The organism is Parvibaculum sp. (assembly GCF_030651915.1).
Lineage (GTDB): Bacteria > Pseudomonadota > Alphaproteobacteria > Parvibaculales > Parvibaculaceae > Parvibaculum.
Genome location: NZ_JAUSBV010000007.1, coordinates 34349 through 47125, shown reverse-complemented (window position 1 = coordinate 47125; position 12777 = coordinate 34349). Strand labels below are relative to the sequence as shown.

Annotated in this window: 13 protein-coding genes; 11 read left to right on the top strand and 2 right to left on the bottom strand. The window is 63.7% G+C overall.

Annotated features, from left to right (window positions below; all coding sequences use genetic code 11):
• Nucleotides 1-16 precede the first annotated feature (16 nt).
• The 10 genes from gap to Q7V31_RS10635 all read left to right on the top strand — a co-directional run bounded on the left by gap (nucleotide 17) and on the right by Q7V31_RS10635 (nucleotide 9219).
• Nucleotides 17-1024, top strand: a complete 1008-nt coding sequence (gene gap / locus Q7V31_RS10680; protein ID WP_304734132.1) for a type I glyceraldehyde-3-phosphate dehydrogenase — start codon at nucleotides 17-19, stop codon at nucleotides 1022-1024.
• An 18-nt stretch (nucleotides 1025-1042) separates the two neighbouring features.
• The gene (gene pgk / locus Q7V31_RS10675; RefSeq protein ID WP_304734131.1) at nucleotides 1043-2251 is read left to right on the top strand and encodes a phosphoglycerate kinase; all 1209 of its coding nucleotides are present in this window, start codon (nucleotides 1043-1045) and stop codon (nucleotides 2249-2251) included.
• Nucleotides 2252-2287: 36 nt separating this feature from the next.
• On the top strand, nucleotides 2288-3307 hold the full coding sequence (locus tag Q7V31_RS10670) for a class I fructose-bisphosphate aldolase (RefSeq protein WP_304734130.1): 1020 nt from the start codon (nucleotides 2288-2290) through the stop codon (nucleotides 3305-3307).
• 61 nt (nucleotides 3308-3368) lie between these two features.
• The gene (gene thiE, locus Q7V31_RS10665) at nucleotides 3369-4040 is read left to right on the top strand and encodes a thiamine phosphate synthase (RefSeq protein ID WP_304734129.1); all 672 of its coding nucleotides are present in this window, start codon (nucleotides 3369-3371) and stop codon (nucleotides 4038-4040) included.
• Nucleotides 4037-5119 (top strand): tetratricopeptide repeat protein, encoded by a 1083-nt coding sequence (locus tag Q7V31_RS10660; protein ID WP_304734128.1) that lies wholly within the window; start codon nucleotides 4037-4039, stop codon nucleotides 5117-5119. Before thiE ends, Q7V31_RS10660 begins: the two co-directional genes overlap by 4 nt.
• A gap of 141 nt (nucleotides 5120-5260) precedes the next feature.
• A complete protein-coding gene (efp, locus tag Q7V31_RS10655) occupies nucleotides 5261-5824 on the top strand; it encodes an elongation factor P (protein ID WP_304734127.1) in 564 nt (187 codons plus the stop codon).
• Between the two features lie 19 nt (nucleotides 5825-5843).
• Nucleotides 5844-6647: an inositol monophosphatase family protein gene (locus Q7V31_RS10650; RefSeq protein ID WP_304734126.1), complete on the top strand. Its 804-nt coding sequence runs from the start codon at nucleotides 5844-5846 to the stop codon at nucleotides 6645-6647.
• A gap of 132 nt (nucleotides 6648-6779) precedes the next feature.
• Nucleotides 6780-7187: an OmpA family protein gene (locus Q7V31_RS10645; protein WP_304734125.1), complete on the top strand. Its 408-nt coding sequence runs from the start codon at nucleotides 6780-6782 to the stop codon at nucleotides 7185-7187.
• Nucleotides 7188-7224: 37 nt separating this feature from the next.
• Nucleotides 7225-8190, top strand: a complete 966-nt coding sequence (locus Q7V31_RS10640) for a flagellar motor protein MotA (RefSeq protein ID WP_304734123.1) — start codon at nucleotides 7225-7227, stop codon at nucleotides 8188-8190.
• 6 nt (nucleotides 8191-8196) lie between these two features.
• A complete protein-coding gene (locus tag Q7V31_RS10635; protein ID WP_304734121.1) occupies nucleotides 8197-9219 on the top strand; it encodes a peptidoglycan -binding protein in 1023 nt (340 codons plus the stop codon).
• Here the strand turns inward: Q7V31_RS10635 and Q7V31_RS10630 are convergent, their stop codons facing one another.
• Both Q7V31_RS10630 and Q7V31_RS10625 read right to left on the bottom strand, forming a co-directional pair.
• Nucleotides 9220-10323: a strictosidine synthase family protein gene (locus tag Q7V31_RS10630; RefSeq protein ID WP_304734119.1), complete on the bottom strand. Its 1104-nt coding sequence runs from the start codon at nucleotides 10321-10323 to the stop codon at nucleotides 9220-9222. It lies immediately after the preceding gene.
• A gap of 25 nt (nucleotides 10324-10348) precedes the next feature.
• Nucleotides 10349-12217 (bottom strand): ABC transporter transmembrane domain-containing protein, encoded by a 1869-nt coding sequence (locus tag Q7V31_RS10625; protein ID WP_304734118.1) that lies wholly within the window; start codon nucleotides 12215-12217, stop codon nucleotides 10349-10351.
• Between the two features lie 290 nt (nucleotides 12218-12507).
• Here Q7V31_RS10625 and rpmE point away from each other — a divergent pair, with 290 nt between their 5' ends.
• Complete coding sequence (rpmE, locus tag Q7V31_RS10620; protein ID WP_304734117.1) at nucleotides 12508-12732, top strand: 50S ribosomal protein L31; 225 nt, start codon at nucleotides 12508-12510, stop codon at nucleotides 12730-12732.
• Nucleotides 12733-12777: the final 45 nt, after the last annotated feature.

Genomic DNA, 12777 nt, shown 5'->3' with positions numbered 1-12777 from the left:
TTTCGGGAGACAGAAAATGGCTGTGCGCGTTGCGATTAACGGATTCGGGCGGATTGGACGGCTGGTGCTGCGCGCCATCGCGGAATCAGGCCGCAAGGACATCGAGATTGTCGCGATCAACGATCTCGGCTCTGTCGACGCCAATGCGCTGCTGCTGAAATACGACAGCGTTCACGGCCCCTTCCCCGGCAAGATCAAGACCACGAAATCGTCGATGGATCTGGGCCGCGGGCCGATCAAGGTGATCGCCGAGCGCGACCCGGCAAAGCTGCCGTGGAAGGAACTCGGCGTCGACATCGCGCTCGAATGCACAGGCCTCTTCACGGCACGCGACAAGGCCGCCGCGCATTTGAAGGCAGGTGCGAAAAAGGTGCTGATTTCCGCGCCCGGTGAAGATGCCGACCTCACCGTGGTTTACGGCGTCAATCACAAGGACCTCAAGAAGTCGCACAAGATCGTTTCGAACGCCTCTTGCACCACCAATTGCCTCGCACCGGTGGCGCAGGTGCTGCACAAGTCCTGCGGCATCGAACAGGGCTACATGACGACCATCCACGCCTATACGGGCGACCAGAACACGGTCGATACGTTGCACAAGGATCCGCGCCGGGCGCGCGCCGCCGCCGTCTCGATGATCCCGACCTCGACGGGCGCCGCCAAGGCCGTCGGCCTCGTGCTGCCGGAACTGAAAGGCAAGCTCGACGGCACGTCGATCCGCGTCCCGACCCCGAACGTCTCGGTGATCGACCTTGTCTTCACGTCGAAAAAGAAGGTGACGGCGGAAGAAGTCAATGCGGCGATTATCGCCGCTGCCAAAGGCCATCTCAAAGGTATTCTGGCCACGACCAACGAGCCCAATGTGTCGATCGACTTCAACCACAACCCGGCCTCCTCGACCTTCGACCTGACCCAGACGCAGGTCATCGACGGCAAGCTGGTGCGGGTGTTGAGCTGGTACGACAACGAGTGGGGCTTCTCCAACCGCATGGGCGATACCGCCGTCGCGATGGGCAAGCTTCTCTGATCGGAGCCTGAACCCCAGATGGCCGGTCACAAGACGCTCGACGATCTTTTTGCAACGACTGACATCAAGGGTCGTCGCGTGCTTGTCCGCGCCGATCTCAACGTGCCGATGCAAGACGGAAAAGTGGGTGACGCCACCCGGCTTGAACGCGTGGCGCCGACGCTGACCGAACTGGCGGCGCGCGGCGCGAAGGTCGTCGTGCTGTCGCATTTCGGGCGCCCCAAGGGCAAGCCGGACCCCAAATATTCACTGAAGCCCGTCGCCGAAGCACTGTCGGCCTTCGCCGGCGGCAATGTCGCCTTCGGCGAGGATTGCATCGGCGACGCCGCCGCGCGTGCCATCGAGGCACTCGCGCCGGGTGGCATTTTGGTACTCGAAAACACACGCTTTCATGCCGGCGAGGAGAAGAACGATCCCGACTTCGCCGCCGCGCTGGCAAAAAACGGTGACATCTACGTTAACGACGCTTTTTCCAGCGCCCATCGCGCGCACGGCTCGACCGAGGGCATAACCCGGTTCCTGCCGTCTTACGCAGGCCGCGCGATGGAAGCTGAACTGACGGCGCTCGAGGCCGCGCTCGGCACACCGAAACGCCCGGTGGTCGCCGTCGTCGGCGGCGCGAAAATCTCCACGAAAATCGCGCTCCTTGCCAATCTCGTCAAAAAGGTCGACGCCCTTGTGATCGGTGGTGGCATGGCCAACACCTTCCTGGCCGCGCAGGGCAAGAAGATCGGCAAGTCGCTCTGCGAACCCGATCTGCTCGAAACCGCCCGCGAAATCCTCGAAAGCGCGCGCGCCGCGAAATGCGATGTCGTGCTGCCCTCCGATGTCGTTGTCGCCGCCGAGTTTAAAGCCGGCGCCGCGGCGCACACGGTTTCGGCGGATGCTGTGCCGGACGATATGATGATCCTTGATGTCGGACCCGATACGCTGAAACATCTGGCCGGCCGCTTCGAAACGGCGAAGACGGTGGTCTGGAACGGGCCACTCGGCGCCTTCGAGGTTCCGCCTTTCGACCGCGGCACCGTCGAGGCCGCGCGCCTCGTCGCGATGCGCAGCAAACAGGGCGAACTTGTGTCGGTCGCCGGCGGCGGCGACACGGTGGCGGCGCTCAACGAAGCGGGCGCGGCCGAGGATTTTACCTATGTATCCGCCGCGGGCGGCGCCTTCCTCGAATGGATGGAAGGCGTGGAACTGCCTGGCGTTGCGGCGCTGGCGAACAAATAAGCCGCAAGGCAGGACTGGATCGAGAGGGTTAAGGACATGACTGAGACACTTGAATCGATTGCACAGGCCATGGTGGCGTCGGGCAAAGGCATTCTCGCCGCCGACGAAAGCTCGGGCACGATCAAGAAGCGCTTTGACAGCATCAACGTCGAATCGACGGCCGACAGCCGCCGCGACTATCGCGAAATGCTGTTCCGCACCGAAGAGGCGATGAAGAAATACATTTCGGGCGTGATCCTCTATGACGAGACGATCCGCCAGAAAGCCAAGGACGGAACGCCGCTCGTCGACCTCATCAGGAAGGCCGGCTCGATCCCCGGCATCAAAGTCGATACCGGCGCCACGGACATGCCCGGTTTCCCCGGCGAGAAGATCACCGAAGGTCTCGACGGTCTCGGCAAGCGACTGGCGGAGTATTATGACCTCGGCGCGCGCTTCGCGAAGTGGCGCGCGGTGATCGACATCGCGGCCGGCATCCCGACCCGCACCTGCCTCGAAGCCAATGCTGAGGCGCTGGCGCGCTACGCAGCACTGTGCCAGCAGGCGAAGATCGTCCCGATCGTCGAGCCCGAAGTGCTGATGGATGGCGGCCACGACATCGACCGCTGCTTCGAAGTCACCGAGGAGACGCTGCGCATCCTCTTCGGCCGCCTCGCGGCCCATCGCGTCCGCCTCGAAGGCACGGTGCTGAAGCCCAACATGGTGATTGCCGGCAAAAAATGTGGCAAACAGGCGAGCGTCGAGGAAGTGGCGGAAAAGACCATCGCCTGCTTCAAGCGCACCGTTCCGGCATCGATCCCCGGCATCGTCTTCCTGTCCGGCGGCCAGTCGGATGAGGACGCGACCGCGCATCTCAATGCGATGAACGCGATCGGCGGTTTCCCGTGGAAAATGTCCTTCTCCTATGGCCGCGCGCTTCAGGCCGCGCCGCTGAAGGCCTGGAGCGGCAAGACCGAAAACGTCGCCGCCGGCCAGAAGGCGTTCCTGCACCGCGCGAGGATGAACGGCCTCGCCACACTCGGCACCTGGAAAGCGGCGCACGAAAAGGCGGCCTGAACGGGACGCGGCTCATGAAGGAGCGTGCGCGGGCCGCCGCTTCACGCTACAAGGCGGGCCCATGACCGACCTGAACGCCGAAACGGCCTGCCGCCTCTACCTCATCACGCCAGCGCGCCTTGAGCCGCACGCCTTCGCTGATACGCTGAAGGCCGCGCTCAACGCGGGCGATGTCGCGAGCCTGCAACTCCGTCTCAAGGGCGAAAATGAGACGCCACCCGCCGCCGACGACATCCGCCGGGCGACCGAAGCGTTGATGCCGCTGGCCCATGCGCACGACGTCGCCTTCATCATTAACGACCGGCCCGACCTCGCGGCGGAGCTTGGCACCGACGGTGTCCATGTAGGCCAGACGGACGCGAGCTATGCCGAGGCCCGGAAAATCGTCGGCGCCGACCGTATCGTCGGCGTTACCTGCCATGCGTCGCGCCATCTGGCGATGGAGGCGGGCGAGGCCGGCGCGGACTATGTGGCGTTTGGCGCCTTTTACGAAACCGACACAAAAACGCCTATAAGTAAGGCTGAACCGGAGATCCTGACCTGGTGGTCGGAAACTTTCGTGGTGCCTTGCGTGGCGATCGGCGGCATCACGGTTCAAAATGCCGCAGCGCTGGTGCGTGCCGGGGCGGATTTTCTGGCCGTATCATCCGGCGTCTGGGCCCATGCCGAAGGGCCGGCCGCCGCAGTGCGTGCGTTCGACCGAATTATGGCCGAGGAAAGCAAGTCCCGATGAGGCATCTACTCGTTGCGTTGAGTTTGGGCATGGCGCCGATGCTGGCCACGGTTCCCGAAGCAACTGCGCAGAATTCGCCCTCTCCGCGCGCCGCGCAGGCAATACCCGCCGCGGATGCAATGGCGTCGGCAATGGACGCCTACAGGGCGCAACGTTACGGAGAAGCGCGGCTCCTTGCCCTGCCGCTTGCCGAAAAAGGCGATGTCGCCGCGCAACTGATGCTCGGTTCGATCTACAACAACGGCGAGGGCATCGCATCCGACCGGAACGAAGCGGCCAAATGGTTCGGCATGGCGGCCGACCGCGGCGACGCCAGCGCCCAATACGCGCTCGGCATGCTGATGGAATATGGCCGCATCGCCGGCGCCACCCCGGAGGCGGCGCGCAAGCTCTTCCAGCAGGCCGCCGATCAGGACCATGCCGGCGCCGCCACCGAACTCGGCATGATGTACACAACCGGTCATGGCGGACCGCGCGACATCGGCAAGGCGGCATCGCTCTTCGAAAGCGCCGCAAAAACCGGCCATGCCGACGCGCAATACTATCTGGGGACGCTCTTTGCCGCCGGCCGCGGCAAGCCGCAAAATCTGGACGAGGCGGCGCGCTATTTCCGGCTGGCAGCCGATCAGGGCCAGCCTGAGGCCAGCTACCAGCTCGGCCTGATGCTGCAGGATGGCATTGGCATGTCCAAGAGCCCCGCCGAAGCGGCAAAACGCTTCACTATTGCCGCCGAAAGCGGCCTGCCGGAGGCCCAGACAGCGCTGGCCTTCGCCTATCTCGACGGCGCCGGCGTGGAGCGCAACGACACACTGGCTGCCAAATGGTTTACCGAGGCCGCGATGCGCGGCGAACCGTTGGCACAGGATCGTCTGGCCCGCCTCTATTTTCTGGGTCAGGGCGTGGCCCGCGACGTCGGGGCCGCGTTGCTCTGGCTGACCTTGGCCGAAAAGGGCGGATACGAAGACGAGACGCTGAGAAGCGCCATAGAACCTGAAGTCACGCCCGAAATCCGCGCCCGTGTCGCCGACCAGATCGCCAAATGGGACCGGGCCGCCGACAGCCCCCCTACGGCGGACTGAACGGAAGATCCGCACCCGCCACGGGGCAATCGATGGAAAGCCTCTGTCCAATGCCGGCACATGGTGTTATCAGAGCGCCGGCTGCCGCATCTCCGGCGAGCCCCTATCCAGATTTGACCAGTCCCCGAATTCGAGCATCCCATGAAGATCAACGGCAATGAAATCCGCCCCGGCAACGTCATCGAACATGAGGGCGGGCTCTGGGCCGCTGTCAAGGTTCAGCATGTGAAACCCGGCAAGGGCGGGGCATTTGCGCAGGTGGAACTGAAGAACCTCGTCGATGGCCGCAAGCTGAACGAACGTTTCCGCTCCGCCGAAACGGTTGAGCGCGTGCGCCTTGAGCAGAAGGACTACCAGTATCTCTACGAAAACGATGGGATGCTGACTTTCATGGACAACGAGACCTACGAACAGATCGAGCTGTCGAAGGAATGGGTCGGCGACCGCGCCGCCTTCCTGCAGGATGGCATGAAGGTTACGGTCGAAAGCCATGAGGGCAAGGCGCTCGGCATTTCGCTCCCCGACCAAGTGGTCCTCGCAATCACCGAGACCGAACCCACGGTAAAGGGGCAGACCGCCGCAAGCTCCTACAAGCCCGCCCTGCTCGAGAACGGCGTGCGCGTCATGGTGCCGCCATTCGTTACGACCGGCGAGAGGATCGTCGTCGATACGAACGAAGTCACCTATCTGCGTCGCGCCGAATAACGCCCGGCCGGTAGAACCCATGTCCCGCCACACACCCTCGATGTCCGTCATGGTCGCCGCCGCCCGCAAGGCGGCGCGCGGCCTGCAGCGCGATTTCGGCGAGGTGGAAAACCTTCAGGTCTCGATGAAAGGCCCGGCGAATTTCGTCACCGCCGCCGACAAGAAGGCCGAGAAGGTCATCTTTCAGGAACTGTCGAAGGCGCGGCCGGGCTATGGCTTCCTGATGGAGGAAGGTGGTGTGGTCGAAGGTGCCGACAAGTCGCACCGCTGGATCATCGATCCGCTCGACGGCACGACGAACTTCCTGCACGGCATCCCGATGTTCTCCATTTCGATCGGCCTCGAACGCGAGGGTCAGATTGTCGCCGGCCTCGTCTACAACCCGATCTCCGACGAAATGTTCATTGCCGAAAAGGGTCAGGGCGCGTTTCTCAACGACCGCCGCATCCGCGTCGCGGTGCGCCGCGAACTGGCGCAAGCGGTGGTCGGCACCGGCATTCCGCATATCGGCCGACCTGGCCACCAGCGTTTCTCGGCCGAACTCGGCGCTGTGATGAACGAGGTCGCCGGCGTCCGCCGCATGGGGTCGGCGGCGCTCGACCTTGCATGGGTCGCGGCGGGCCGTCTCGACGCTTACTGGGAGGCGAACCTCGCCGCTTGGGACGTGGCCGCCGGCATCATCCTCGTGCGCGAGGCGGGCGGCTTCGTCACCGACCTCAATGGTCGCGACGCCATGCTGGACACAGGCGGCATCCTTGCCGGCAATGAAGCGCTGCACCGGCAACTCGGCGACGTGCTGAAAAAAGCGCACAAGCCCGCCTGACCCGGGCCGCATTTCTGCCCGATTCCCTCCATACTTCTCATTCGGCCGAGGCCTGTTCGCGCCATGCGAACAGGCTTAGACTGTCGCGAAGCGTATCGATACACCCGCTCACGACCGCCCACGGATGACCGCATGATCTTTCACAACAGGATTGGCTTTGCGGCACTTGCCATCCTCCTTGCCGGCGCTCTGGCAGCCGCAGCTGCCGAGGCCCCCCTGCCTCCTCCTGAATCGGCCCTGCTGCGCATCGACTTCGCGCCCGGCGAATCCGCCCTGAGCGCGGCTGCGCATGACGACATCGCAGTTTTTGCCACAAATATCAGGCGCCAAAGCGGCCGTCTGCTGATCAAGGCCTATGCAGGACCGCCGCGCGATGTCTCGTCGCCGGCACGCAAGCTGTCGCTCCGGCGCGCCCTGTCGGTCAGGTACAAGCTGATTGATGAGGGCATTGTGGCAGACCGCATTCACGTCCGTGCTCTCGGTGGAACGTCTGACAGCGGTCCGCAAGACCGCGTGGATATTGTGTTGGCCGGCGGTTGACACCATCCGGTCGAACTTGAGAAGGGATTGACGACGTATGGCGAAGGAACACAAGGACGGCATTGGGCTTTCCCGGCCGCGCCCCTATGTCACCCGGATGGTGCTTTTCGTCGTGCTGGTGGGGTTTGCCGTGGCGATCCTGTTCCCGCAAATTGAAGCGGCCTTCATGGCCAATCCGCTTCTGAACGGCCTGATCGTCTTCGTCCTCGCCGTCGGCATTCTTTATGCGTTCCGCCAGGTGCTGAGCATCAATCCCGAAGTGCGCTGGGTGAACGAATTTCGGCGCGCCGATCCCGGCCTCACATTTCCCGCCGCGCCGCACTTGCTGGCGCCGATGGCCACCATGCTCGGCGACCGCAAGGGACGCATGCAGCTCAACGCCATGTCGATGCGTTCGATCCTCGACTCGCTCGGCTCCCGTCTCGACGAACAGCGCGAGATTTCGCGCTATGTCATTGGCCTGCTGATCTTTCTCGGCCTGCTCGGAACCTTCTGGGGCCTGCTGACCACGGTGGCCTCGGTCGCCGGCACGATTCAGAGCCTTAATGTCGAAACGGCGGAAGCCGCCACCGTTTTCGCAAATCTGAAGGCGGGACTCGACGGACCCCTGCGCGGCATGGGCACGGCGTTTTCCTCCTCGCTGTTCGGCCTGGCCGGCTCGTTGGTGTTGGGCTTTCTCGACCTGCAAGCAGGTCAGGCGCAGAACCGTTTCTATAACGAACTCGAGGAGTGGCTCTCCACCGTTACGAGCCTCTCCGAGACAAATCCCGACGCCCCTTCAATGCTGGGCGAAACCTCGCGGCGGCTCCGCAACATCGAACAGGCGCTCACGGGCGGCGGCGAAGGCGCCAATGCGACACTGATGGCGCTGGCCGGCCAGATATCGGCCCTGACAGAGCAATTGCGGGGCGAGCAGCAGCTTGTAAGGCAGCTCGCACAAAACCAGGAGGCGTTGAGGCCAGTGCTCGAAGAACTGGCCCGCCGCCTCGACGGTCGGAGCTGACGCAGGATGGCGCTCGCCAACAGACGCATCCGTGGCCGCGCCCCGAGCAGCGATTACTGGCCGGGCTTTGTCGACGCCATGTCGAGCCTGCTGCTGGTACTGATATTTCTGCTGACCATTTTCATGATCACGCAATTCTTCCTCAGCCTGCTGGTGAGCGACAAGGATTCGGCGCTCGACAGCTTGCGCAGCCAGATTGCCGAACTGGTGAACCAGCTGGCGCTGGAGCGGCGCGAAAAAGCCGATCTCGAAGTCACAATCCTGTCGCTGCAGGATTCGCTCGCCGCCGCTTCCGCCGAGAGTGCACGTCTCGCCGCGATGGCCGACGAGGGCGCCGGCGCCGGCTCGCGCATCGCAGAACTTGAAAGCCGGCTTTCCGACGAACAGCGTGTCTCCAGCGAGGCCCTGTCACAGGTCGAATTGCTGAACCAGCAGATCGCCGCCTTGCGCCGCCAGCTCGCGACGCTGGAGGCGGCGCTGGAGGCATCCGAGCAACGGGATCGTGAATCGCAAACCCAGATCGCCGATCTCGGCCGCCGCCTCAACGCGGCGCTGGCCCAAAAGGTCCAGGAACTGGCCCGTTACCGCTCGGAGTTCTTCGGCCGCTTGCGGACCATTCTGGGCGACCGCACCGACATCGAAATTGTCGGCGACCGCTTTGCCATGCAGTCCGAAATCTTCTTCGCGTCGGGCTCCGCCGACATCAACCCGTCCGGGCAGGAGCAGCTCGACAAGATCGCCGTCGCAGTGCGTGAAATCGCCGCCGAAATTCCGAACGACATCCCCTGGGTCCTGCGCGTTGACGGGCATACCGACGCCAACCCGATCGCCACACCGCAATTCCCGTCGAACTGGTACCTGTCAAGCGCCCGCGCCATCGCCGTCGTGGACTACCTGACCGCGCAAGGCGTGCCCGCACAAAATCTGGTGGCGGCAGGATTCGGCGAACATCACCCGCTGACAGCAGGTCGCACGGCAACCGACAATACGCGCAACCGCCGCATCGAATTCAAGCTGACCGAGCGCTGATCAATAAGCTTTCAGCTCTTTCGATTGCGCGCAGACCAGAACTTGCGGCTCGAAAACCTGACCGAGCAGCATCACGTCGCCATAGCCGGCGGCCACGCTGATGCCCGATATCTCCGCGCCGAGATTGAGATAGATCGTGCCGGCCTTGCCGCCGCCGTTTTTGTCGATCTCAACGCGCACGACCTGGCTCGGCGAAAGCGCGGCGGGGTCGCCAGCATGGGCGATGAAATCGATCAGATTGGGATGCGCGCCGATCAGCAGCGAGCCGTCGGGCTGCACATCGATATTGTCGATGCCAGTGCCGAGCCGCGCCATGTCGACACCGCGGAGATCGCCGCTCGCGGCGTCGCGATCAAACACATGCAGGGTCATACTCATCAGGTCGGCGACATAGATCCGGCTACCGTCGGTGCTGGCATTGATGCCGTTGGCGTAGCCAAAGCGGTCGGCGGCGATACGCGTTGCCGTCCCGTCGTGATAGACAACATTGGTGTTTCGCAGCAGCAGTATATTGCTGAAAAGCTGGTGCAACCCGTTCTTCGAGGCATGGTCGTTGGTCGCATAGAAGCTGTCCGGCCCTACCGCCACGACGTCATTGAGCGACACGAACAGCGGATCGGTGACGCTCAACGCATGGCTCAGCGTTCCATCAGCTGCAATATCGAAGATCTCGACAACCTCATGCCCCGCGGCCGGGTGACTGACCGCGAAAAGCCGCCGCGCGCCATCCGGCCCGACATAAAGGCTGATGCCATGGGGCCGGAAATCGGCCGGCATGTTGGGCGTCACCGGATAGAGCGACCAATCGGCCTGCGGCGCCGTCAGATCGATCGCATAAAGGCCGCCGCGGACGGCTTCGGAGCCCGGCGCACCGGCCTGCACCGCGCGGCGATCATAGGCCGACACATAGGCAATGCCGCGCTCGTGGTCGATAACGATGTCTTCGGGCCCCGGCACCGCCTCGATCGCACGGCAGTCGGCGGCGATCTCCTGCCTGATGCCGGTGAAATAGCCGGCAGCGGCAAGGAAGCGCCACGCCAGCACACTGCCGACAACGACAAGTGCCAGTCCGACATAGACGACAATCTGCAAGCGCTTCGACATGGATTTTTCCCCTGAGGAGTTTCGTTCAACCAATGACCGCGCTGACCGGTCCGGACAATGGCTCGGTGGCCTCGCCCGAAAGATCGCCGGTAAACTGCAACCGCGCCAGCCGCGCATAAAGCCCGCCCTGCCGCAAAAGTTCTTCATGCGTGCCTGAGGCGACGACACGGCCCTCTTCCATGACGATAATCCGGTCTGCCTTGAGCACGGTCGCCAGACGATGCGCGATCACAAGCGTCGTGCGATCCCGCATCAGCCCTTCAAGCGCCTGCTGGACGGCCGCTTCGCTTTCGGCATCAAGCGCGCTGGTCGCTTCGTCGAGCAACAGGACCGGCGCGTCGCGCAGGATCGCGCGCGCAATTGCCAGGCGCTGGCGCTGACCGCCCGAAAGCGTCACCCCGCGCTCACCAACCTGGGTGTTGTAACCATCCGGCAGGCGGGCAATGAAATCATCAATGCGGGCGGCCCGTGCCGCGGCTTCGATCTCGGCAAAGCCGGCCTCGGGTCGGCCATAGCGGATGTTTTCGGCAATCGTTGTGCCGAAGATGACCGTCTCCTGCGGAACGACCGCGATGCGCGCCCGCACGTCGCGCGGGTCGGCGTCGCGCACATCGGTACCGTCAAGCGCAATATGCCCGGATTGCGGATCGTAGAAGCGCAGAAGCAGCTGGAAGACGGTACTTTTTCCGGCGCCAGACGGGCCGACCAGCGCCACTGTCTCGCCGGGATTGACGCCGAGCGTAAAACCCCGAAGGGCCGAGATGCCCGGCCGGGCCGGATAGGCAAAGGTGACGGCATCGAAACGGATCTCGCCGCGCGATGGCGCCGGCAGGGAAACGGGAATGGCCGGCGCCGCGATCTGCGGCTCGACATCGAGAAGCTCCATCAGGCGCTCGGTGGCACCCGCCGCCATCTGCATGTCGCCCCATATCTCCGACAGCGCCGCCAGCGCACCTGAGGCAAAGAGCGCATAGAGAATAAACTGCGCCAGCGCGCCACCCGTCATGTCGCCGGCGATAACATCCTTCATGCCGAACCAGATGACGCCGACGACGCTGGTAAGGCCGAGGAAGAAAATCAGCGCCGTCAGCACCGAACGGGCAACGATGCGTGCCCGCGCCGTATCGAAGGACTGCTCGACCGTGTCGAAAAACTGTCGCCGGTCATGGTCCTCATGGGTGAAGGCCTGCACCGTCTGGATGGCATTGAGGCTCTCGGTACCGAAAGCGCTGGTATCGGCCAGCCTGTCCTGCGCCGAGCGCGACAGCCGCCGGACCCAGCGCCCGAGAAAAACCAGCGGCAGAACGATCATCGGAATGGCGAACAGAACGAGGCTCGACAATCGCGCGCTGGTGACAACCATCATCGACGATGCACCGGCGAAAAGGAAAAGATTGCGCAGTGCGATCGACGCCGAAGAACCGACCACGGTTTTGATCAACGTCGTGTCGGCGGTCAGTCGCGACAGCACTTCGCCGGTGCGCGTCAATTCGAAAAATGCCGGCGAGAGCTTCAGCACATGCGCATAAACCGCCTGCCGAAGATCGGCCACCACCCGCTCGCCGAGCCAGCTGACGAAGTAGAAACGCGCGGCGCTGGCGATACCGAGCACCAGTGCGACGGCGATCAGCGCCAGGAAATACTGGTCGATAAAGGCAGCTGTGACCGTATCGTCGGCGTCGTTGAGGAGATCGACGAGCCGGCCGCCGGCCATCGGAATGGCGAGCGTCGCGAGCGTCGCCAGAACGAGTGCAAGAACCGCCAGCGCCACCATGCCCCGATAGACCGCCAGGAAGGGCAGCAGCCGCAGGATCGGCCGGACCCGTTTGGCGGGCTTGCGCCGTTGCGCTTCTTCCTCAATGGCCTCGATGACCGGATTCGATGTATCGCTCATGCATGTCTGCCGGTTCTTCGTTGCGGGACCGGCCACACTAGCCGCTCGGGGGGACCCCGGGTATAAGTTCCGCGCTGGTATAGCAATCAGGTCCCTGCCGCCGCAACGCCGCCCCGCACCGCCCGCTGCGGCATGAGCGCGCAAAATCCTGGATAGATGGCCCCAAAACAGCCTTTGTATCTCGGCTTGCATGGGCATCGCCCGTTCGCTATAAGCCCCCATTCCGGCAGCGCGGCATCCCCGATGGGGCAGCCCCGGCGCGCCGTTTTCAATGCGGGAAGGCGTGAGCCATGAAGAAAGACACCCATCCGGACTACCACTTCATCACCGTGACGATGAATGATGGCTCCACCTTCCAGACACGCTCGACCTATGGGTCGGACGGCGCCACGCTGGTGCTCGACATCGACCCGACGACGCACCCGGCCTGGACCGGCGGTGGCCAGCAGCTTCTCGACCGTGGCGGCCGTGTCAGCCGGTTCAAGAAGAAGTTTGGCTTTATCGGCAGCAACTGAGCCTTCCGCGACAAGCCCGGAAATGAAAAAGCCCCGCATTGCGGG

What these genes read in the sequence shown, in the direction of transcription:
- gap (WP_304734132.1), top strand. Translation starts at nt 17, where the DNA reads ATGGCTGTGCGCGTTGCGATTAACGGATTCGGGCGGATTGGACGGCTG.
- pgk (WP_304734131.1), top strand. Translation starts at nt 1,043, where the DNA reads ATGGCCGGTCACAAGACGCTCGACGATCTTTTTGCAACGACTGACATC.
- Q7V31_RS10670 (WP_304734130.1), top strand. Translation starts at nt 2,288, where the DNA reads ATGACTGAGACACTTGAATCGATTGCACAGGCCATGGTGGCGTCGGGC.
- thiE (WP_304734129.1), top strand. Translation starts at nt 3,369, where the DNA reads ATGACCGACCTGAACGCCGAAACGGCCTGCCGCCTCTACCTCATCACG.
- Q7V31_RS10660 (WP_304734128.1), top strand. Translation starts at nt 4,037, where the DNA reads ATGAGGCATCTACTCGTTGCGTTGAGTTTGGGCATGGCGCCGATGCTG.
- efp (WP_304734127.1), top strand. Translation starts at nt 5,261, where the DNA reads ATGAAGATCAACGGCAATGAAATCCGCCCCGGCAACGTCATCGAACAT.
- Q7V31_RS10650 (WP_304734126.1), top strand. Translation starts at nt 5,844, where the DNA reads ATGTCCCGCCACACACCCTCGATGTCCGTCATGGTCGCCGCCGCCCGC.
- Q7V31_RS10645 (WP_304734125.1), top strand. Translation starts at nt 6,780, where the DNA reads ATGATCTTTCACAACAGGATTGGCTTTGCGGCACTTGCCATCCTCCTT.
- Q7V31_RS10640 (WP_304734123.1), top strand. Translation starts at nt 7,225, where the DNA reads ATGGCGAAGGAACACAAGGACGGCATTGGGCTTTCCCGGCCGCGCCCC.
- Q7V31_RS10635 (WP_304734121.1), top strand. Translation starts at nt 8,197, where the DNA reads ATGGCGCTCGCCAACAGACGCATCCGTGGCCGCGCCCCGAGCAGCGAT.
- Q7V31_RS10630 (WP_304734119.1), bottom strand. Translation starts at nt 10,323, where the DNA reads ATGTCGAAGCGCTTGCAGATTGTCGTCTATGTCGGACTGGCACTTGTC.
- Q7V31_RS10625 (WP_304734118.1), bottom strand. Translation starts at nt 12,217, where the DNA reads ATGAGCGATACATCGAATCCGGTCATCGAGGCCATTGAGGAAGAAGCG.
- rpmE (WP_304734117.1), top strand. Translation starts at nt 12,508, where the DNA reads ATGAAGAAAGACACCCATCCGGACTACCACTTCATCACCGTGACGATG.